The 21,013-nt window shown below is 71.7% G+C and carries 19 protein-coding genes; 4 read left to right on the forward strand and 15 right to left on the reverse strand.

The window, feature by feature from the left end; all coding sequences use genetic code 11:
• Window positions 1-74 precede the first annotated feature (74 nt).
• From fahA to LUZ64_RS21165, 3 genes are all read left to right on the forward strand, one after another.
• Entirely contained in the window at window positions 75-1,259 is a 1,185-nt protein-coding gene (fahA, locus tag LUZ64_RS21155) for a fumarylacetoacetase (protein WP_095581647.1), read from the forward strand.
• Entirely contained in the window at window positions 1,256-1,936 is a 681-nt protein-coding gene (locus tag LUZ64_RS21160; RefSeq protein ID WP_095581646.1) for a GOLPH3/VPS74 family protein, read from the forward strand. Before fahA ends, LUZ64_RS21160 begins: the two co-directional genes overlap by 4 nt.
• Window positions 1,937-2,009: 73 nt before the next feature.
• Window positions 2,010-2,513 carry a hypothetical protein gene (locus LUZ64_RS21165; protein WP_095581645.1) on the forward strand — a complete coding sequence of 168 codons (504 nt, stop codon included), beginning with the start codon at window positions 2,010-2,012 and terminating at the stop codon, window positions 2,511-2,513.
• A 77-nt stretch (window positions 2,514-2,590) separates the two neighbouring features.
• Here LUZ64_RS21165 and nuoN read toward each other — a convergent pair whose 3' ends face one another.
• The 14 genes from nuoN to LUZ64_RS21235 all read right to left on the reverse strand — a co-directional run bounded on the left by nuoN (window position 2,591) and on the right by LUZ64_RS21235 (window position 18,675).
• Window positions 2,591-4,243 carry an NADH-quinone oxidoreductase subunit NuoN gene (nuoN, locus tag LUZ64_RS21170; RefSeq protein ID WP_095581644.1) on the reverse strand — a complete coding sequence of 551 codons (1,653 nt, stop codon included), beginning with the start codon at window positions 4,241-4,243 and terminating at the stop codon, window positions 2,591-2,593.
• Entirely contained in the window at window positions 4,240-5,853 is a 1,614-nt protein-coding gene (locus tag LUZ64_RS21175; protein ID WP_095581643.1) for an NADH-quinone oxidoreductase subunit M, read from the reverse strand. Before LUZ64_RS21175 ends, nuoN begins: the two co-directional genes overlap by 4 nt.
• A 1-nt stretch (window position 5,854) precedes the next feature.
• Window positions 5,855-7,750 (reverse strand): NADH-quinone oxidoreductase subunit L, encoded by a 1,896-nt coding sequence (nuoL, locus tag LUZ64_RS21180; RefSeq protein ID WP_095581642.1) that lies wholly within the window; start codon window positions 7,748-7,750, stop codon window positions 5,855-5,857.
• Window positions 7,751-7,762: 12 nt separating this feature from the next.
• On the reverse strand, window positions 7,763-8,062 hold the full coding sequence (nuoK, locus tag LUZ64_RS21185) for an NADH-quinone oxidoreductase subunit NuoK (protein WP_095581641.1): 300 nt from the start codon (window positions 8,060-8,062) through the stop codon (window positions 7,763-7,765).
• Window positions 8,059-8,880, reverse strand: a complete 822-nt coding sequence (locus LUZ64_RS21190; protein WP_095581640.1) for an NADH-quinone oxidoreductase subunit J — start codon at window positions 8,878-8,880, stop codon at window positions 8,059-8,061. Before LUZ64_RS21190 ends, nuoK begins: the two co-directional genes overlap by 4 nt.
• Entirely contained in the window at window positions 8,877-9,467 is a 591-nt protein-coding gene (gene nuoI, locus LUZ64_RS21195; protein ID WP_232390536.1) for an NADH-quinone oxidoreductase subunit NuoI, read from the reverse strand. The genes LUZ64_RS21190 and nuoI overlap by 4 nt, the downstream gene beginning before the upstream one ends.
• Window positions 9,460-10,797, reverse strand: a complete 1,338-nt coding sequence (nuoH, locus tag LUZ64_RS21200; protein WP_248288697.1) for an NADH-quinone oxidoreductase subunit NuoH — start codon at window positions 10,795-10,797, stop codon at window positions 9,460-9,462. The genes nuoI and nuoH overlap by 8 nt, the downstream gene beginning before the upstream one ends.
• Window positions 10,798-10,832: 35 nt before the next feature.
• Window positions 10,833-13,337 (reverse strand): NADH-quinone oxidoreductase subunit G, encoded by a 2,505-nt coding sequence (locus LUZ64_RS21205; protein ID WP_095581638.1) that lies wholly within the window; start codon window positions 13,335-13,337, stop codon window positions 10,833-10,835.
• The gene (gene nuoF / locus LUZ64_RS21210; protein ID WP_095581637.1) at window positions 13,334-14,722 is read right to left on the reverse strand and encodes an NADH-quinone oxidoreductase subunit NuoF; all 1,389 of its coding nucleotides are present in this window, start codon (window positions 14,720-14,722) and stop codon (window positions 13,334-13,336) included. The genes LUZ64_RS21205 and nuoF overlap by 4 nt, the downstream gene beginning before the upstream one ends.
• Complete coding sequence (gene nuoE, locus LUZ64_RS21215; RefSeq protein WP_095581636.1) at window positions 14,719-15,534, reverse strand: NADH-quinone oxidoreductase subunit NuoE; 816 nt, start codon at window positions 15,532-15,534, stop codon at window positions 14,719-14,721. Before nuoE ends, nuoF begins: the two co-directional genes overlap by 4 nt.
• Window positions 15,535-15,652: 118 nt before the next feature.
• Window positions 15,653-16,975: an NADH-quinone oxidoreductase subunit D gene (locus LUZ64_RS21220; protein ID WP_095581635.1), complete on the reverse strand. Its 1,323-nt coding sequence runs from the start codon at window positions 16,973-16,975 to the stop codon at window positions 15,653-15,655.
• Window positions 16,975-17,751 carry an NADH-quinone oxidoreductase subunit C gene (locus LUZ64_RS21225; protein ID WP_095581634.1) on the reverse strand — a complete coding sequence of 259 codons (777 nt, stop codon included), beginning with the start codon at window positions 17,749-17,751 and terminating at the stop codon, window positions 16,975-16,977. The genes LUZ64_RS21220 and LUZ64_RS21225 overlap by 1 nt, the downstream gene beginning before the upstream one ends.
• A complete protein-coding gene (locus LUZ64_RS21230; protein ID WP_095581633.1) occupies window positions 17,748-18,302 on the reverse strand; it encodes a NuoB/complex I 20 kDa subunit family protein in 555 nt (184 codons plus the stop codon). Before LUZ64_RS21230 ends, LUZ64_RS21225 begins: the two co-directional genes overlap by 4 nt.
• 13 nt (window positions 18,303-18,315) lie before the next feature.
• Window positions 18,316-18,675, reverse strand: a complete 360-nt coding sequence (locus LUZ64_RS21235; RefSeq protein WP_058047631.1) for an NADH-quinone oxidoreductase subunit A — start codon at window positions 18,673-18,675, stop codon at window positions 18,316-18,318.
• Window positions 18,676-19,403: 728 nt separating this feature from the next.
• Here LUZ64_RS21235 and LUZ64_RS21240 point away from each other — a divergent pair.
• Window positions 19,404-20,255, forward strand: a complete 852-nt coding sequence (locus LUZ64_RS21240; RefSeq protein ID WP_095581632.1) for a C40 family peptidase — start codon at window positions 19,404-19,406, stop codon at window positions 20,253-20,255.
• Between the two features lie 91 nt (window positions 20,256-20,346).
• Here the strand turns inward: LUZ64_RS21240 and LUZ64_RS21245 are convergent, their stop codons facing one another.
• Complete coding sequence (locus LUZ64_RS21245) at window positions 20,347-20,979, reverse strand: hypothetical protein (RefSeq protein WP_095581631.1); 633 nt, start codon at window positions 20,977-20,979, stop codon at window positions 20,347-20,349.
• Between the last annotated feature and the right edge of the window lie 34 nt (window positions 20,980-21,013).

Below are 21,013 nucleotides of genomic sequence, written 5' to 3' on the forward strand. Positions count from 1 at the left end.
AATGTGGGCACGGGCCCACCACCGGGGCCACCCGGCTCCCAGGAGCGTCCAGGAGAGAGCGAGGCTGCGTCACCATGTCCCAGCAGAGCCCCCGCGAGCTTGCCGAAGGCGACCCCTTCGGCGCGGCCACCCTCCCGTACGGCGTGTTCAGCCCCGCGGACGCCCCGGACCGCCGCCGGATCGGCGTCCGCTACGGCGACCGTGTGCTCGACGCGTCCGCCGCGGCCGCCGCCCACGGCTCCGCGCACGCCGACCTGCTGGACCGGCCGACGCTCAACCCGCTGCTGGCCGCGGGCCGGCCCGTCTGGCAGGCCGTCCGCGCCGAGGTGCGCGGCTGGCTGGACGACGGCCCCCTGCTCCCGCTGGAGGACGTGACGCTGCACCTGCCGTTCGAGGTCGCCGACTACGTCGACTTCTACGCCAGCGAGCACCACGCCACCAACGTCGGCCGGATCTTCCGCCCGGACAGCGAGCCCCTCACGCCCAACTGGAAGCATCTGCCCATCGGTTACCACGGCCGCGCCGGCACGGTCGTGGTCTCCGGCACCGACGTGGTGCGCCCCCAGGGCCAGCGCAAGGCCCCCGGCGACGCCGTGCCGTCCTTCGGCCCCTCGCTGCGCCTGGACATCGAGGCCGAGGTCGGCTTCGTCGTCGGCACCCCGGCCCCCGCGAACACCCCCGTCGCGCTGGGCGACTTCCGGGAGCACGTCTTCGGTGTCTGCCTGGTCAACGACTGGTCGGCGCGCGACGTCCAGGCGTGGGAGTACGTGCCGCTCGGCCCGTTCCTCGGCAAGTCCTTCGCCACCTCCGTCTCCGCGTGGATCACCCCGCTCGACGCCTTCGACGAGGCCCGCACCGCGCCGCCGGAGCGCACGTACCCGCTGCTGCCCTACCTCGACGACTCCGCCGCCGAGCCGGGCGGCATCGATCTGCGCATCGAGGTCACGATCAACGGCGAGACGGTCTCCCGGCCGCCGTTCGCCTCCATGTACTGGACGGCCGCCCAGCAGCTCGCCCATATGACCGTCAACGGCGCTTCCCTGCGCACCGGCGACTTCTTCGCCTCCGGCACGGTCAGCGGCCCCGAGCCGGACCAGCGCGGCTGCCTGCTGGAGCTCACCGAGGGCAAGGGCCCCTACCTGGCCGACGGTGACGTGGTCACCCTCACCGCCTGGGCCCCCGGCCCCGGCGGCGCCCGCATCGGCCTCGGCGAGGTCACCGGCCGTGTCGTGCCCGACCGCGGGGCCGCCACGCCATGACCCACGACGCCCCCGGCCTCACGCTGCCCGAGGAACTGCTGTTGCTCTGCTTCCATCCGGAGGACGGCCGGCGGCTGTGCCTCCCGGGGGCCCTGGAGTACGGCGTGGCCGGCGCCGTACTCGCCGAACTCCGGCTGCGCGGACAGGTCACGGAGCAGTACGGGCGGCCCGTCGTGCTCTCCCCGGCCGGGCCGCGGGACCCGCTGCTGGCCATGGCGACGGCGAGCCTGCCGGCGGCGGGCACCCGGGGGCCGAAGACGCACCGCTGGGTGCGCAGCGCGGCCCGGCACCTGGAGGAGCCTTGGCTGACCCGGCTGGTGGAGCGGCGGGCGCTGCGCGTCCACCGCCGCCGGTTGCTCGGCGTCTTCCCCCGCAACCGCTACCCCGTCGGCCCGGTCGATCTGACGACGGCGGCGCGGCAGCGCTTCGACGCGGCCCGCGTGGCGGGCTTCCCCGACGCCCGCTCGCGCGCCCTGGCCGCCCTGGTGTCGGCGGTCGGCGCGGCCGGCCGGCTCTACCCGGGGTGGGACCTGCGGGCCGAGCGCAAGTCCATGCGGCGGCTCGTCCGCACCGACTGGGTGGCCGAGGCGGTGCACCGCAATGTGCGGCGGGACCAGTCGGACGGCAGCGGCGGCGGGGGCGACTCCGGTGGCGACGGCGGGGGCGGCGGCGACTGAACGCAAGGTTCCGGGACCTCTGATCAAGGCTGCTAACTTGTCGTGTCCAGATCCACTGGACGAAAGGGCGCACGTGCGCAAGGCAGTACAGATCACGGGGGCGGCGATCATCGCCGCTGTGCTGATGACCGGTTGCGGCAGCGAGAGCAAGGACGGCGGCGCCGACAAGCCCGCGCAGTCCTCCGCCCCGCCGGCCGAGGCGCCGAAGGGGACGGGTCAGACGCCGGCCGAGGACCCGGCCAAGGCCGGCGGCGGCGACGTCACGGCCGCCAAGCTCGCCGGCGGCTGGTCGAAGGGCAAGCTCACGGACAAGAGCTTTATGATCCTGTCCTTCTCGGGCAAGACCGTGATGCTCAGCGTCGCGGGGCAGGCGTGCAGCGGCACGGTGAACGACACCGCGAAGCCGGTGGCCCTCACCTTCAACTGCAAGGACGGCGCCGAGTACGCCTCCGCCACCGTCAAGAGCGTCGACGCCGCCTCCCTGACGGTGGCGTGGGCCTCCGGCAAGGAGGACACCCTCAAGAAGGCCGTGAGCACGGACGGCAAGCCGGCCGGCCTCCCCGGCAAGATCGGCTGACGCCGCCGTAGCACGACGCGCCGCCGCCCGGCCGCCCCTCCTCGGGGCGCCGGGCGGCGGTGCGCGTACGGGAACCCTCAGCGGACGAACGTGCCCGCCTGGCCCGCGAGTTCCAGGAAGTACTGCGGCGCGACACCGAGGACGACCGTCAGCGCGACCCCGACCGCGATGGCCGTGGAGGTCAGCGCGCTCGGCACGGCGACGGTCGGCCCGTCGGCCTTCGGCTCGCTGAAGAACATCAGCACGATCACCCGGACGTAGAAGAACGCGGCGACCGCCGACGACAGCACACCCACGATGACCAGCGGCGTCGCCCCGCTCTCGGCCGCGGCCTTGAAGACCGCGAACTTCCCCGCGAAACCGCTGGTGAGCGGGATACCGGCGAAGGCCAGCAGGAAGACCGCGAAGACGGCGGCCACGAGCGGCGAACGGCGGCCGAGCCCCGCCCACTTCGACAGGTGCGTCGCCTCGCCGCCCGCGTCGCGCACGAGCGTCACCACGGCGAACGCGCCCAGCGTCACAAAGGCGTAGGTGACCAGGTAGAAGAGGACGGAGGAGACCCCGTCCGGGCTGGCGGCCGTGACACCGGCGAGGAGGAAGCCGGCGTGCGCGATGGAGGAGTAGGCCAGGAGCCGCTTCACATCCGTCTGGGTGACGGCCACGACCGCGCCGACCACCATGGTGACGATAGCGACGCCCCACATCACCGGACGCCAGTCCCAGCGCAGGCCGGGCAGGACCACATAGAGCAGCCGCAGCAGGGCACCGAAGGCGGCGACCTTGGTGGCGGCGGCCATAAAGCCCGTGACCGGCGTGGGCGCCCCCTGGTAGACGTCGGGCGTCCACATGTGGAACGGGACCGCGCCGACCTTGAAGAGCAGGCCCATCAGGACCAGCGCGCCGCCGATGAGCAGCAGGGCGTCGTTGCCCGTCGTCGAGGCGAGGGCCGGATCGACGGACCGGGTGGTGCCGTTCACCACGTCGGCGATGCCCGCGTACGAGACCGTGCCGGCGTAGCCGTACAGCAGGGCGACGCCGAAGAGCAGGAACGCCGAGGAGAACGCGCCGAGCAGGAAGTACTTGACCGCCGACTCCTGCGACATCAGCCGCTGCCGGCGGGCCAGCGCGCACAGCACGTACAGCGGGAGGGAGAAGACCTCCAGGGCGATGAACAGGGTCAGCAGGTCGTTCGCCGCGGGGAAGACGAGCATGCCGCCGACCGCGAACAGCACCAGCGGAAAGACCTCCGTGGTGGTGAAGCCCGCCTTGACCGCCTCCTGTTCGGCCTCGCCGCCCGGGACGGCCGCGGCCTGCGCGGCGAAGGAGTCGACGCGCCGGCCGTGCGCCACCGGGTCCAGCCGCCGCTCGGCGAAGGTGAACACGGCGATCAGCGACACCAGGAGGAGGGCGCCCTGGAGGAAGAGCGCCGGGCCGTCGACGGCGACGGCGCCCATGGCGGCCACGTGTGCCTTGTCCGTGCCGTACCCCCCGGCGGCCAGGGCGATGACGGCGGCGAAGGCGGCGATCAGCCCGACGGTCGTCAGCAGGAGCTGCGCGGGGTAGCGGGCGCGACGGGGGAGGAACGCTTCGACGAGAATGCCGAGGACGGCCGCGCCGAGCACGATCAGCGTCGGTGACAGCTGGGCGTACTCGATCTGCGGGGCCGGGATCTTCTGCGGCGCTTCGGCCGCGACCGTCCACAGGCTGTGGACGGATGCTGCGGGACTCACTTCGCGGCCTCCGCTTCGTTCACAGGGACATCGGGCTTGGGGTCGGACTTCTCGACCTGCGACATCGTGTGGCCGACCGCGGGGTCGATGATCTCGGTCAGCGGCTTGGGATAGACGCCCAGGAAGAGCAGGAGCGCGATCAGCGGGGCGACGACGGCCAGCTCGCGCACCCGGAGGTCGGGCATCCCGCGCACGCCGTCCTTCACCGGCCCGGTCATGGTGCGCTGGTAGAGCACGAGGACGTAGAGCGCGGCGAGCACGATGCCGACGGTGGCGATGATCCCGGCCGCCGGATAGCGGCTGAACGTGCCGACCAGGACGAGGAACTCGGAGACGAAGGGCGCGAGGCCCGGCAGCGACAGGGTGGCCAGACCGCCCACGAGGAAGGTGCCGGCGAGGACCGGCGCGACCTTCTGGACGCCGCCGTAGTCCGCGATGAGCCGGGAGCCGCGGCGTGAGATCAGGAAGCCCGCGACCAGCATCAGCGCGGCCGTGGAGATCCCGTGGTTGACCATGTAGAGCGTCGCGCCGCCCTGGCCCTGGGTGGTCATCGCGAAGATGCCCAGCACGATGAAGCCGAAGTGCGAGATCGAGGCGTAGGCGACCAGCCGCTTGATGTCCCGCTGGCCCACCGCGAGCAGCGCGCCGTAGACGATGCTGACGAGCGCCAGGGCGACGATCACCGGGGTGGCCCACTTGGACGCCTCCGGGAAGAGCTGGAGGCAGAAGCGGAGCATCGCGAAGGTGCCGACCTTGTCGACGACCGCGGTGATCAGGACGGCGACGGGTGCGGTGGCCTCGCCCATCGCGTTGGGCAGCCAGGTGTGCAGCGGCCACAGCGGCGCCTTCACCGCGAAGGCGAAGAAGAAGCCGAGGAACAGGGACCGTTCGGCGGCGGGCGCGAGGTCCAGCCGGCCGTCGGCGCGGGCCTGGACGATCTCCTGGAGCGAGAAGGTGCCCATGCCCAGCTGGTCGGCGGTGACGGCGTAGAGGCCGATGACCGCGGCCATCATGATCAGGCCGCCGGCCAGGTTGTAGAGGAGGAACTTCACCGCGGCGTAGCTGCGCTGGGCCGCCGTCTCCTCCTCGGACCGCTCGCCGGCCCGGTCACCGAAGCCGCCGATGAGGAAGTACATCGGGATCAGCATGGCTTCGAAGAAGAGGTAGAAGAGGAAGACGTCGGTGGCCTCGAAGGAGATCACCACCATCGCCTCGACCATCAGGATCAGCGCGAAGAAGCCCTGGGTGGGCCGCCAGCGCCAGTTGGGCGAGGCCCCTTCGAGGGGGTCGGCGTCATGCCAGCCGGCCAGCACGATGAAGGGGATCAGCAGCGCGGTCAGGGCGATGAGGACGACCGCGATGCCGTCCACGCCCAGTTCGTAGCGGACGCCGAAGTCCTTGATCCAGGCGTGGGACTCGGTGAGCTGGAAGGGCCCGGCCGCGTCCGGGTCGAAGCGCACCAGCTGGACGGCCGCGAGGACGAGCGTGGCGAGCGAGAAGCCCAGCGCGAGCCACTTCGCCGCCGCGCGCCGCGCGGCCGGGACCGCGGCGGTGGCGACCGCGCCGACGGCGGGCACCACGGCCGTGGCCGTCAGCAGGGGAAAAGACATATCAGACCGCCCTCATCAGCAGGGTCGCGGCGATGAGCACCGCCGCACCGCCGAACATCGAGACCGCGTACGACCGCGCGTAGCCGTTCTGGAGCCTGCGCATCCGGCCCGACAGGCCGCCGACGGAGGCGGCGGTTCCGTTGACGACGCCGTCGACCAGGGTGTGGTCGACGTAGACCAGGCTGCGGGTGAGGTGCTCACCGCCGCGCACCAGCACGATGTGGTTGAAGTCGTCCTGGAGCAGGTCGCGCCGGGCGGCGCGGGTGAGCCAACTGCCACGGGGCGCGGTGACCGGGACGGGCTTGCGGCCGTACCGCGCCCAGGCGAGCGCGACGCCGAGGACCAGCACCACCATGGTGGCGGCGGTGACGGTGAGCGCGCTGACCGGCGGATTGCCGTGGGCGTGGCCGGTGACCGGCTCCAGCCACTTCAGGAAGGTGTCGTTGACGGCGAACAGCCCGCCCGCGAAGACCGATCCGAAGGCCAGGATCACCATCGGGACCGTCATCGTCTTCGGCGACTCGTGCGGGTGCGGGGCGTTGCCGTCTGCGTCGGGCTGCCAGCGCCGCTCGCCGAAGAAGGTCATCAGCATCACGCGCGTCATATAGAACGCCGTGATGCCCGCGCCCAGCAGGGCCGCGCCGCCGAGGATCCAGCCCTCCGTGCCGCCCTTGGCGAAGGCCGCCTCGATGATCTTGTCCTTGGAGAAGAAGCCGGAGAGGCCGGGGAAGCCGATGATGGCGAGATAGCCGAGGCCGAAGGTGACGAAGGTGACCGGCATGTACTTCCGCAGACCGCCGTAACGCCGCATGTCGACCTCGTCGTTCATGCCGTGCATCACGGAGCCCGCGCCGAGGAACAGCCCGGCCTTGAAGAAGCCGTGGGTGACCAGGTGCATGATCGCGAAGACATAGCCGACCGGGCCCAGCCCGGCCGCCAGGATCATGTAGCCGATCTGGGACATCGTGGAGCCCGCGAGGGCCTTCTTGATGTCGTCCTTGGCGCAACCGACGATCGCACCGAAGAGGAGCGTGACCGCGCCGACCGTGACGACCGCGGTCTGCGCCGTGGGCGCCGCGTCGAAGAGGGCGCCGGAGCGGGTGATCAGATAGACCCCGGCGGTCACCATCGTCGCCGCGTGGATGAGGGCGGAGACCGGGGTCGGGCCCTCCATGGCGTCACCGAGCCAGCTCTGCAGCGGCACCTGGGCCGACTTGCCGCAGGCCGCGAGGAGCAGCATCAGCCCGACGGCCGTCAGCTTCCCCTCCCCCGCCTGCCCCGCGCCCTCCAGGACGGGCCCGAAGGCGAAGGTGCCGAACGTGGTGAACATCAGCATGATCGCGATGGACAGGCCCATATCGCCGACGCGGTTGACGAGGAACGCCTTCTTCGCCGCCGTCGCCGCGCTGGGCTTGTGCTGCCAGAAACCGATCAGCAGGTACGAGGCGAGGCCGACGCCCTCCCAGCCGACGTACAGCAGGAGGTAGTTGCCGGCGACGACGAGCAGCAGCATCGCGGCGAGGAACAGGTTGAGATAGCCGAAGAAGCGCCGGCGCCGCTCGTCGTGCTCCATGTAGCCGACGGAGTAGAGGTGGATCAGGGTGCCCACGCCGGTGATCAGCAGGACGAAGGTCATGGACAGCTGATCGAGCTGGAAGCCCACGTCGGCGCGGAAGCCGCCGACCGGCACCCAGCTGAAGACCGTGGTCGTGAGCGTCCGCTCCTCGCCGCTCCGGCCGAGCATGTCGGCGAAGAGCGCGACAGCGAGCGCGAAGGACACGGCGGCGAGCAGCGTGCCCACCCAGGGGCCGGAGCGGTCCAGCCGCCGCCCGCCGCACAGCAGCACGGCGGCGCCGAGCAGCGGTGCCGCGACGAGCAATCCGATGAGGTTCTCCACGTCACCGTCCCCTTACAGCTTCAGCAGGTTCGCGTCGTCGACCGACGCCGAGTGGCGGGAACGGAAGATCGTCACGATGATCGCCAGGCCGATGACGACCTCGGCCGCGGCGACCACCATCGTGAAGAACGCGATGATCTGGCCGTCCAGATTGCCGTGCAGCCGGGAGAAGGTGACGAACGCCAGATTGCAGGCGTTCAGCATCAGCTCGACGCACATGAAGACGACGATCGCGTTCCGCCGGAGGAGCACACCGGTGGCGCCGATGGTGAACAGCAGGGCCGCCAGATAGAGGTAGTTGACCGGATTCACTTGCCGGCTCCCTTCGCGTCCTCGCTGCGGCCGTGCTCGCGCCACTCCTGCGCGCGCTGCTCCAGCGCGGCCAGCTCCCGCAGCGCCGTGCCCGAGACGTCGCGGATCTGGCCGCGGGCGCGCAGGGTGGGGTTGACCGTGAGCTCGGACGGGGTGCCGTCCGGCAGCAGGCCGGGGACGTCCACGGCGTTGTGCCGGGCGTAGACACCGGGGGCGGGCAGCGGGGGGACCTGCTTGCCCGAGCGGACCCGGCGCTCGGCGAGCTCGCGCTGGGTGACGGCGCGCTCGGTGCGCTCCCGGTGGGTGAGCACCATCGCGCCGACGGCCGCGGTGATCAGCAGGGCGCCGGTGATCTCGAAGGCGAAGACGTACTTGGTGAAGACGAGGGCGGCGAGGCCCTCCACATTGCCACCGGAGTTGGCCTGGCCGAGGCCGGTGAATTCCTTCAGGGAGGCGTTGCCGATGCCCGCGATCAGCAGGATGCCGAAGCCCAGCGCGCAGAGCCCGGCCAGCCACCGCTGGCCCTTGAGGGTCTCCTTGAGGGAGTCGGCGGCGGTGACGCCGACGAGCATGACCACGAAGAGGAAGAGCATCATGATCGCGCCGGTGTAGACGACGATCTGGACGATCCCCAGGAAGTACGCGCCGTTGGCCAGATAGAACACGGCCAGGACGATCATGGTGCCGGCCAGTGAGAGGGCGCTGTGCACGGACTTCTTCATCAGGACGGTGGCCAGCGCCCCGGCCACGGCGACGATCCCGAGGATCCAGAACTGGACCGCCTCGCCCGTGGAGGTGGCCGTGGCGGCGGTGTTCACGCTCCCGCCCCTTCCGCCGTGGGCGCGGACGCCGGCTCCTCGCCCTTGGAGAGCGCCGGCTGCCGGACCGTGCCCGGCGCCGCCTCCGAGACCAGGCCCCGGTAATAGTCCTTCTCGGTCATCCCCGGGAAGATCGCGTGCGGGGTGTCGACCATGCCCTCCTCCAGGCCCGCGAGCAGCTCCTCCTTGGTGTAGATGAGCGATTCGCGGCTGCTGTCGGCCAGTTCGTACTCATTGGTCATGGTGAGCGCCCGGGTCGGGCACGCCTCCACGCACAGCCCGCACAGGATGCAGCGGAGGTAGTTGATCTGATAGACGCGGCCGTAGCGCTCACCCGGGGAGTAGCGCTCCTCCTCGGTGTTGTCCGCGCCCTCCACATAGATCGCGTCCGCCGGGCAGGCCCACGCGCACAGCTCGCAGCCGATGCACTTCTCCAGGCCGTCCGGGTGGCGGTTGAGCTGGTGGCGGCCGTGGAAACGCGGCGCCGTGTGCTTCTTCTCCTCCGGGTACTGCTCGGTCAGCCGCTTCTTGAACATGGCCTTGAAGGTCACGCCGAAGCCGGCCACGGGGTTCTGGAAGTCAGGCACCGTCAGCCCCCTCCTTTCCGTCTCGGGGACCGTCACTGACAGTATCGACGCCACCACTGACAATGAGCTCGCGGTCGTGGCGCGACCGCCGCCGCGGTACCGGCGGCAGGGTCTGGCCGGGCAGCGGCGGCACGGGATAGCCGCCCGCCATGGGATCGAACTCCCGCTCCGCGGCGGGACCTTCCGGCTCCTCGCCCTCGCCCCGGCCGCGGAAGACGTCGGCCACGAACGACAGCAGCAGGACCGCCACGACGGCCCCGCCGACGTACAGCACGATCTGCTGGAAGTCGTAGTTCTCGTTCCGCAGCGCCCGCACGGCCGCGACGAGCATCAGCCACACCATGGAGACGGGGATGAGGACCTTCCACCCCAGCTTCATGAACTGGTCGTAGCGCAGCCGCGGCAGCGTGCCGCGCAGCCAGATGAAGAAGAACAGCAGCAGCTGGAGCTTGATCACGAACCAGAGGAGCGGCCACCAGCCGTGGTTGGCGCCCTCCCAGAAGGCCGAGACCGGGTACGGGGCCCGCCAGCCGCCGAGGAACAGCGTCACCGCCACGGCCGAGACCGTGATCATGTTGACGTACTCGGCCAGCATGAACATCGCGAACTTGATGGAGGAGTACTCGGTGTTGAAGCCGCCCACCAGGTCGCCCTCGGACTCCGGGAGGTCGAACGGCGCCCGGTTGGTCTCGCCCACCATCGCCACGATGTAGATGAGGAAGGAGACCGGCAGCAGCAACACGTACCAGCGGTCGTGCTGCGCCTCCACGATCGCCGAGGTCGACATCGAACCGGAGTAGAGGAAGACGGCCGCGAAGGAGACGCCCATCGCGATCTCGTACGAGATCATCTGGGCGCACGAGCGCAGGCCGCCGAGGAGCGGGTACGTCGACCCGGAGGACCAGCCCGCCAGCACGATGCCGTAGATGCCGACCGACGCGGTGGCCAGGATGTACAGCACGCCGATCGGCAGGTCCGTCAGCTGCATCGTCGTGCGGTGCCCGAAGACCGAGATCTCGTTGCCCGCCGGGCCGAAGGGGATCACGGCGATCGCCATGAACGCCGGGATGGCCGCGACGACGGGGGCGAGGAGGTAGACCGCCTTGTCCGCCCGCTTGACGATCAGGTCTTCCTTCAGCATCAGCTTGATGCCGTCGGCGAGGGACTGGAGCATCCCCCAGGGGCCGTGCCGGTTGGGGCCGATGCGCAGCTGCATCCACGCGACGACCTTGCGCTCCCAGACGATCGAGAAGAGCACGGTCACCATGACGAACGCGAAGCAGAAGACGGCCTTGACGACGACCAGCCACCACGGGTCACGGCCGAACATCGACAGGTCCTCGGCGGCCAGTTGGTAAGCGTTCACTACCGCGCCTCCGGTGTCTCGGTTCCGGTGTCCTCGCCGGTGGCCCGGCCGATCCGTACGAGCTCACCCGGGCGGGCCCCCGTGTCACCGGCGACACCGCCGCCCACGGAGTTCAGCGGGAGCCACACCACCCGGTCCGGCATGGCGGTGATCCGCAGCGGCAGCCGGACCGTGCCCGCCGGACCGGTCACCACGAGCGGTTCGCCGTCGCGCACCCCGGCCTCGGCGGCCGTGGCGGCGGACAGCCGGGCGGGCGCCGCGTGCCGGGTCCCGGCCAGGGCGTCGTCGCCCTCCTGGAGCCGGCCCCGGTCGAGGAGCAGCCGGTGGCCCGCCAGCACGGCCTCGCCGGCACCCGGCCGCGGAGCCGGGCGGGCCGGCTCCGCGGGGGCGGCCGCGTGGGCGCCGCGCCACGGCCCGAGCCGGGCCAGCTCCGCCCGTACGGCGCCGGTGTCCGGCAGCGCCAGCGCCACGTCCATGGCGTCGGCCAGCATGTTCAGCACCCGGGCGTCCGACGGCAGGGAGGCCCGGGTCAGGTGCTCGGGCCGGACCGCCGCCTCGAAGGGCCGCGCCCGGCCCTCCCAGTTCAGGAACGTGCCCGCCTTCTCGACCACGGCCGCGACCGGCAGCACCACGTCCGCCCGGTCCGTCACCTCGCCGGGCCGCTGCTCCAGGCTGACGAGGAAGCCGATGGCGTCCAGCGCGCCGCGGGCGCGCGACGGGTCAGGCAGGTCGGCGACCTCCACACCGCCCACCAGCAGCGCGCCCAGCTCGCCGCTGGCCGCGGCCTCGACGATCTGCCCGGTGTCCCGGCCGGTGCCGCGCGGGAGTTCGGCGACGCCCCAGGCGGCCGCCGTCTCCTCCCGCGCGCGCGGGTCGGTCGCGGGCCGCCCGCCGGGCAGCAGCCCGGGCAGCGCGCCCGCTTCCAGGGCGCCCCGCTCCCCCGCCCGGCGCGGGATCCACACCAGGGCGGCGCCGGTCGTGGCGGCGGCGGCGAGCGCGGCGGTCAGCGCGCCCGGCACACCGGCGAGGCGCTCGCCGACGACGATCACCGCGCCCTCGCCGCGCAGCGCCTCGGCCGCCGCGCGGGCGGCCGGATCCGTGGCGGCGCCGTCGGCCAGCGCCCGCAGCCAGGGCGTCTCGGTGCCCGGCGCGGCGGGCAGCAGCGTGCCGCCCGCCTTCGTGAGGCCGCGCGTGGCGTGGGTGGCCAGCGCGAAGACCCGCTGGCCGTGCTTGCGGTGCGCCTTACGGAGCCGCAGGAAGACGCCCGGCGCCTCCTCCTCCGCCTCGAAGCCGGCGAGCAGCACCGCGGGCGCCTTCTCCAGCGCCGTGTACGTCACGCCCGTACCGTCCAGGTCCCGGCCGCGCCCGGCGACGTGGGCCGCCAGGAAGTCGGCCTCCTCGCCGCTGTGCACCCGGGCCCGGAAGTCCACGTCATGGGTGGCCAGGGCCAGCCGCGCGAACTTGGCGTAGGCGTAGGCGTCCTCGACGGTGAGCCGGCCGCCCGTCAGCACCCCGGCCCTGCCCCGCGCCGCGGCCAGCCCCTCGGCCGCGGCCGCCAGCGCCTCGGGCCAGCTCGCGGGCTCCAGGACGCCCTCCGCGCTCCGGACGAGCGGGGTGGTGAGCCGGTCCGGCCGCTGGGCGTAGCGGAACGCGAAGCGCCCCTTGTCGCACACCCACTCCTCGTTGACCTCGGGGTCGTCGGCGGCGAGGCGGCGCAGCACCTTGCCGCGCCGGTGGTCCGTGCGCGTGGCGCAGCCGCCCGCGCAGTGCTCGCAGACCGACGGCGAGGAGACGAGGTCGAAGGGGCGGGAGCGGAACCGGTACGCCGCCGAGGTGAGCGCCCCGACCGGGCAGATCTGGATGGTGTTGCCCGAGAAGTACGACTCGAAGGGCACGTCCTGGCCGGTGCCGACCTGCTGGAGGGCGCCGCGCTCCAGGAGCTCGATCATCGGGTCGCCCGCGATCTGCTGGGAGAAGCGGGTGCAGCGCGCGCACAGCACGCACCGCTCGCGGTCCAGCAGCACCTGGGTGGAGATCGGCACCGGCTTCTCGAAGGTGCGCTTGCGGCCCTCGAAACGGGTGTCGGCCTGCCCGGCGGACATCGCCTGGTTCTGGAGCGGGCACTCGCCGCCCTTGTCGCAGACGGGGCAGTCGAGCGGGTGGTTGATGAGCAGCAGCTCCATCACACCGCGCTGGGCCTTCTCGGCGACGGGCGAGGTGAGCTGGGTACGGACCACCATGCCGTCGGTGCAGGTGATGGTGCAGGAGGCCATCGGCTTGCGCTGGCCCTCGACCTCGACGATGCACTGGCGGCAGGCGCCGGCCGGGTCGAGCAGCGGGTGGTCGCAGAACCGCGGGATCTCGATGCCGAGGAGCTCGGCGGCGCGGATGACCAGCGTCCCCTTGGGGACGGAGAGCGCGATGCCGTCGATGGTGACGGAGACGAGGTCCTCCGGCGGAACCACCTCGCCCCCTCCGGAGGGGGCAGACGTGGTGACTGTCATGCGTTCACCTCCAGATGGGAGTTCTTCGGCCCGTCGGCCCACAGGGTCGACGCGGCCGGGTCGAAGGGGCAGCCCCTGCCCGTGATGTGCCGCTCGTACTCGGCGCGGAAGTACTGGAGCGAGGAGAGGATCGGCGCGGCGGCGCCGTCGCCCAGGGCGCAGAAGGACTTGCCGTTGATGTTGTCGGCGATGTCGGCGAGCTTGTCGAGGTCGGCCCGCTGTCCCTTGCCGTCCTCGATGTCGCGTAGCAACTGGACGAGCCAGTAGGTGCCTTCGCGGCAGGGGGTGCACTTGCCGCAGGACTCGTGCGCGTAGAACTCGGTCCAGCGGGTGACGGCGCGGACGACGCAGGTGGTCTCGTCGAAGCACTGGAGCGACTTGGTGCCGAGCAGCGAGCCGGCGGCGGCCACGCTGTCGAAGTCCAGTGGCACGTCGAGGTGTTCGTCGGTGAACATCGGGCTGGAGGAGCCGCCGGGGGTCCAGAACTTCAGCCGGTGGCCGGGCCGGATGCCGCCGCTCATGTCGAGGAGCTGGCGCAGGGTGATGCCCATGGGGGCCTCGTACTGGCCGGGGCGGGCGACGTGGCCGGAGAGGGAGTAGAGGGTGAAGCCCGGGCACTTCTCGGTGCCCATCGACCGGAACCACTCCTTGCCGCGGTGCAGGATCGCGGGAACCGACGCGATGGACTCGACGTTGTTCACCACGGTGGGGCAGGCGTAGAGGCCCGCGACGGCCGGGAAGGGCGGCCGGAGCCGGGGCTGGCCGCGGCGCCCCTCCAGGGAGTCGAGGAGCGCGGTCTCCTCGCCGCAGATGTACGCGCCGGCGCCGGCGTGCACGGTCAGCTCCAGGTCCAGGCCGGAGCCCAGCACGTTCTTGCCGAGGTAGCCCGCCGCGTACGCCTCGCGCACGGCCTCGTGCAGCCGCCGCAGGACGGGCACGACCTCGCCGCGCAGATAGACGAAGGCCCGCTCCGAGCGGATCGCGTGGCAGGCGATCACGATGCCCTCGATGAGGGTGTGCGGCGAGGCGAAGAGCAGCGGGATGTCCTTGCAGGCGCCGGGCTCCGACTCGTCGGCGTTGACGACGAGATAGTGCGGTTTGCCGTCGCCCTGCGGGATGAACTGCCATTTCATCCCGGTGGGGAAGCCCGCGCCGCCGCGGCCGCGCAGGCCCGCGTCCTTGATGTAGGCGATCACCTCGTCGGGGGGCATCGCGAGCGCCTTGCGCGCTCCGGCGTAGCCGTCGTGCCGCAGATAGGTCTCCAGCGTCCAGGACCGGGGATCGTCCCAGTGCGCGCTCAGCACGGGCGCGAGGAGCTTCTCGGCGCCGTCCCCCGCCCCCGACTGGGGCCTGGGGGTCCCTCCGTTCGCGGGTGCCATGGTCATCCCTCCCCCTCCTCGCCGACCGGTCCCGCGGGGTGGTCCGGGTCCGAGGCCGATGTCTTCCGGGGCGCGTCGTGCGAGCTGAGGTGCTCTCCGGGGCCGGCGCCGGCGTCCGGGCTCCCGCCCGGCGGGGCGCCGCGCGGCGGGCCCACCCGGGCCGGGCCGGTGTCGCCCTTGGCCAGCCGCAGCCCCGCCAGGGACGCGGGTCCGGCCCCGCCGCTCGCCTCGACGGCGCCGGGCCGCTCGTCGGGGAAGCCCGCCAGGATGCGGGCCGTCTCCCGGTACGTGCACAGGGGCGCCCCGCGCGTGGGCGAGGCCGGGCGTCCGGCGCGCAGGTCGTCGACGAGGGCGGTGGCGCTCTCGACGGTCTGGTTGTCGAAGAACTCCCAGTTGACCATCACGACGGGCGCGAAGTCGCAGGCGGCGTTGCACTCGACGTGCTCAAGGGTGATCTTGCCGTCGGGGGTGGTGCCGCCGTTGCCGACACCGAGGTGGCGCTTGAGGCCGTCGAAGATGGCGTCGCCGCCCATGACCGCGCACAGGGTGTTGGTGCAGACGCCGACCTGGTACTCGCCGCCCGGCTCGCGCCGGTACATGGTGTAGAAGGTGGCGACCGCCGTGACCTCCGCGACGGTCAGGTCCAGGACCCCGGCGCAGTAGCGGATGCCGGTCCGGGTGACGTGGCCCTCCTCCGCCTGGACGAGGTGGAGGAGCGGCAGCAGCGCGCTGCGGCTGTCGGGATAGCGGCCGATCACCTCCTTCGCGTCCCCGTCGAGCCGGGCCCGTACGTCGGCCGGGTAGTCGGGCGCGGGCATCTGAGGAATGCCCAGACTGACGTCACTCACCGTGCCCCCTCGTTCGCTTCTCCGCCCGCGCGGCGCGGAGGTGCGGCAATCGTGGTCGGCCGCGGCCCGGTGGCCGCGCGTGCGTCGCTCACCGGTCGACGCCTCCCATCACGGGATCGATGGACGCCACGGCCACGATGACGTCGGCCACCTGGCCGCCCTCGCACATCGCCGCCATGGCCTGGAGGTTGGTGAAGGACGGGTCGCGGAAGTGGACCCGGTACGGGCGGGTGCCGCCGTCGCTGACCACGTGCACGCCCAGCTCGCCCTTGGGTGACTCCACCGCCGCGTACGCCTGGCCGGGCGGCACCCGGAAGCCCTCCGTCACCAGCTTGAAGTGGTGGATCAGGGCCTCCATGGAGGTGCCCATGATCTTCTTGATGTGGTCGAGGGAGTTGCCGAGCCCGTCCGGCCCCAGGGCCAGTTGCGCGGGCCAGGCGATCTTCTTGTCAGCCACCATGACCGGGCCCGGCGCCAGCCGGTCGAGGCACTGCTCGACGATCCGCAGGGACTGCCGCATCTCCTCCAGGCGGATGAGAAACCGCCCGTAGGCGTCGCAGGTGTCGGCGGTCGGGACGTCGAACTCGTAGGTGTCGTAGCCGCAGTAGGGCTGCGCCTTGCGCAGGTCGTGCGGGAGGCCGGCGGCGCGCAGGATCGGGCCTGTCGCGCCGAGCGAGAGGCAGCCGGCGAGGTCGAGGTAGCCGACGTCCTGCATCCGGCCCTTGAAGATCGGGTTGCCGGTGGCGAGTTTGTCGTACTCGGGGAGGTTCCGGCGCATCTTCTTGACGCACTCGCGCACCGCGTCCACCGCGCCCGGCGGCAGGTCCTGGGCGAGCCCGCCGGGCCGGACGTACGCGTGGTTCATCCGCAGGCCGGTGATCAGCTCGTAGAGGTCCAGGATCATCTCGCGGTCCCGGAAGCCGTAGATCATGATCGTGGTGGCGCCGAGCTCCATCCCGCCGGTGGCGATGCAGACCAGGTGGGAGGAGAGACGGTTCAGCTCCATCAGCATCACGCGGACGACCGTGGCGCGGTCGGGGATCTGCTCCTCGATGCCGAGCAGTTTCTCCACGCCCAGGCAGTACGCCGTCTCGTTGTAGAACGAGGTGAGGTAGTCCATGCGCGTGACGAAGGTGGTGCCCTGCGTCCAGTTGCGGTATTCGAGGTTCTTCTCGATGCCGGTGTGGAGATAGCCGATGCCGCAGCGGGCCTCGGTGACGGTCTCGCCGTCGATCTCCAGGATGAGCCGGAGCACACCGTGCGTGGAGGGGTGCTGCGGGCCCATGTTGACGACGATCCGCTCGTCGTCGGCCCGGCGGGCCGCCGACGCGATCTCGTCCCAGTCCCCGCCGGTGACGGTGTAGACGGTGCCCTCGGTGGTGTCGCGGGGGCTCGCGTGGGATGTGCTCATCAGGTGTACGACCTCCGCTGGTCCGGAGCCGGGATCCGGGCGCCCTTGTATTCGACGGGGATGCCGCCGAGGGGGTAGTCCTTGCGCTGCGGGAAGCCCTGCCAGTCGTCGGGCATCATGATCCGCGTCAGTGCCGGGTGGCCGTCGAAGACGATGCCGAAGAAGTCGTACGTCTCGCGCTCGTGCCAGTCGTTGGTCGGGTAGACGTCGACGACCGAGGGCAGGTGCGGGTCGGCGTCGGGGACCCCGACCTCCAGCCTGATCAGCCTGTTGTGGGTGAGCGAACGCAGATGGTAGACGGCGTGCAGCTCGCGTCCCTTGTCCTCGGGGAAGTGCACCCCGCTCACGCCCGTGCACAGCTCGAAGCGGAGCGCCGGGTCGTCGCGGAGGGTGCGGGCGACGCGCGGCAGGTGCTCGCGGGCGATGTGGAAGGTGAGTTCGCCGCGGTCGACGACGGTCTTCTCGACGGCGTTCGCCGGGACGAGGCCCTGTTCCTCCAGGGCGCCCTCCAGTTCGTCCGCCACCTCGTCGAACCAGCCGCCGTACGGGCGGGGGGTGTCGCCGGGCAGCCGTACGGTCCGGACGAGGCCGCCGTAGCCGGAGGTGTCGCCGCCGTTGCGGGCGCCGAACATGCCGCGCTGGACGCGGATGGCCTCGCCATGGTCGCCGCGCTGGCCGGGGAGGTTCTGGGCGTTGACGTCCTTGTCGGGGTTCACGCCGTTCCGGCCCGGGGAGTTCTCCGGGGTGCCTTTCGGGGTGCTCTTGGGGTCGCTCACCGCAGCAGGCCCTTCATCTCGATCAGGGGCCGCGCCGCCAGGGCCGCCGCCTCGGCCTCGCGGGCCGCCTCCTCGCGGTTCACGCCGAGCTTCTCGCCCTGGATCTTGCTGTGCAGCTTCAGGATCGCGTCCATCAGCATCTCGGGGCGCGGCGGGCAGCCGGGCAGATAGATGTCGACCGGCACGATGTGGTCGACGCCCTGGACGATCGCGTAGTTGTTGAACATGCCTCCGCTGGAGGCGCAGACGCCCATGGAGATGACCCATTTGGGGTTGGGCATCTGGTCGTAGACCTGCCGCAGCACGGGCGCCATCTTCTGGCTGACCCGGCCCGCCACGATCATCAGATCGGCCTGGCGCGGGGAGCCGCGGAAGACCTCCATCCCGAAGCGGGCCAGGTCGTAGCGGCCCGCGCCCGTCGTCATCATCTCGATGGCGCAGCAGGCCAGTCCGAAGGTGGCCGGGAAGACGGAGGACTTGCGCACCCAGCCGGCGGCCTGCTCGACGGTGGTCAGCGCGAAGCCGCTCGGCAGCTTCTCTTCGAGTCCCATTGCGTGGTGCCCCCTAGTCCCATTCCAGGCCGCCGCGGCGCCAGACGTAGGCGTAGGCGACGAAGACGGTGAGCACGAAGAGCAGCATCTCCACGAGCCCGAAGAGCCCCAGGGCGTCGAAGGTGACGGCCCAGGGGTAGAGGAAGACGATCTCGATGTCGAAGACGATGAAGAGCATCGCCGTCAGGTAGTACTTGATCGGGAAGCGCCCGCCGCCGGCGGGCTGCGGGGTGGGCTCGATGCCGCACTCGTAGGCCTCGAGCTTGGCGCGGTTGTACCTCTTGGGCCCGATGAGCGAGGCCATGACCACGGAGAAGATCGCGAAGCCTGCCCCGAGGGCTCCCAGTACGAGGATGGGCGCGTAGGCGTTCACCGCTCCTCGCTCCTTCCAGTCGACGCTGACTGCCGGCTTACCGGACCCCGGCGGGCGCACCGCCCTCTGGGAGCTCGCGGGCGATCGTCGCGAAGATCACCCATATGTGAGGCAGTTCACAAGCCCGGGTCGCACGCATCCTATGCCCGTCGGCCTGTGATCTGCGACACGGGGTGCGCCACCGTGTTTGTGATCTCCACCACCTGACGAACGATCATCAAGTCGGATGAGCGGCGATCTTCGTACGCGAAGCGCCCGAGTGATCACCAGAGGTGACATCCCGGGGCTCTGGCGCAGGTGGGAGGCGTGTGGCCTTATCAAGCGATGCCGCCTGCACACAAATTCGCCTTACGGACCGTCAAGTGATAAAGGATGGCCGTCGAGTGAGTCCGCGACAGCCGCCGGCCGCCCCCGGCCACCGGCTCGCGATCCGGTTCACGAGCGCACCCACGAGGCGGGCGGGGCGTGAGCTGCGCCACGCGACAAGAGGTTCGGAGTGCGGATTCCGTGGGTAGCCTCGACATGTGAGCCGCAAGAGTGATAGAGCGGCCAGTGATCCCTTTCGGCGGCCAAACGCCATGCTGAGGCGCCTGTTGACGATCGGCGGCCCGGCCGGGGCCGTGACGTCCCCGTGATCAAATGCCCGAATTCTCGGCACGCACATGCCAATTGTGGCGCACGTCACTTTTGTTGAACTCAACCTGCGCGGACTGGTAGTCCGTTGTTGCATGTCCCCCAATGCGCAGATAACCAGCCACCGGAAGCCCCGTCGTACGGCCACCCAGTCGTGGGTCGTCCGCACTGGTGTCGCCGGTGGCGTCCTCAGCACGCTGGCCGTCGCGGGTGCCGGTTCGGCCACCGCCGCCGAGAAGCCCACCGAGTCGACCATGGAGATGCCGGCGGTCAACGCGACCCTGGCCACCTCCATCGCGCAGAGCGCGGTGGCCACCCAGCAGACCGCCTTCGACTACACGGTCCGCGCGGAGCAGGACAAGGCGGCCGACACGGCCCGCGACGCCGCCAAGAAGGCGAAGCAGGAGGCGGACCGCAAGGCCGAGGCCGAGAAGAAGGCCGCCGAGGCCCAGGAGAAGCGCGACGCCGAGCAGGCCCGCGCCTCCCGCGCCACCGAGCGCAAGACCCTCAGCGCCAAGTCCGCCTCGAGCACCTCCGAGGACGCCGCCGAGGCCGCCTCCACCTCGACCGGCTCGAAGACGCAGACCGGCACCGGCAGCGCCGCGACCCTGGTCTCCTTCCTCCAGGCGCAGGTCGGCAAGGCGTATGTGATGGGCTCCACCGGCCCGTCCTCGTACGACTGCTCCGGCCTGGTCATGGCCGCGTACAGCCAGATCGGCATCGACCTCCCGCGCGTCTCGCAGGACCAGTCGACCTTCGGCACCCAGGTGGGGCTGGGCAACCTCCAGGTCGGCGACATCCTCTACTGGGGCTCCGCGGGCAGCGCGTACCACGTCGGCGTCTACATCGGCGGCGGCAAGTTCATCGGCGCGCAGAACCCCAGCACCGGTGTGGTCGAGCGCGACCTCAGCTACTCCCCGCCCACGGGTGCCGTCCGCGTCATGTGACCCGCCCGTACCGGCAATACCGGAGGCCGCCGCTCCCACCGCTCGGGACGGCGGCCTCCGGCGTGTCCGGGGTCGCCGTGCCGGCGGGCCGTCAGCGCGGGCAGGGGCTGCCCATGTCGGCGACACAGACGTCTCGCGCGCCGGGCCGGGCGTCGGCGAAGCCCTGGTTGTTGTGGACGTGGATGTCGTCGTCGCCCTCGTCCCCGAAGATCTGGCCGGAGGGGGTGACGGTGCCGCGGACGACGATCCTGTCGTCCCCCTCGCCGCCGTCGACCAGCCCTGACACCTCGACACCGTCCGCGATCCGGATGGTGTCGTTCCCCTCGTCGCCGTGGAGACCGGCGCGGGGCGCCTGCCCGGCGCCCGGCAGGACCAGCACGGTGTCGTCGCCCGGCCCGCCCCGGACGTCGCCCTCCACGGCCCCGGTGAGCGTGAGGGTGTCGGCGCCGCCGAGCCCCTCGACGGAGTGCCCCGCCGCCACCGAGGAGCACTCGATGCGATCGGCGGACGCGGTGCCCACGACATCGGGCCCCGGCCGGAGGACGCCGTCGACCGTGCAGACCGTGGGGCCGCCGGCCCTCGCGGGAGCCGCCGGCGGGGCGCCCGCCAGGGCCAGCAGCACCGTCAGCGCGGGCGCCGCCACGAGGACGGCGCGGCGGACGGCCGGACGAACGCGTCGTGCGGTGTCTCTCCTGGCGTACAGCACGGCCACCGGCCCCTTCACCGTCGACTCCCCGGACGCGGCTCCGGCGCCGACG

The organism is Streptomyces albireticuli, from assembly GCF_021228125.1.
Lineage (GTDB): Bacteria > Actinomycetota > Actinomycetes > Streptomycetales > Streptomycetaceae > Streptomyces > Streptomyces albireticuli.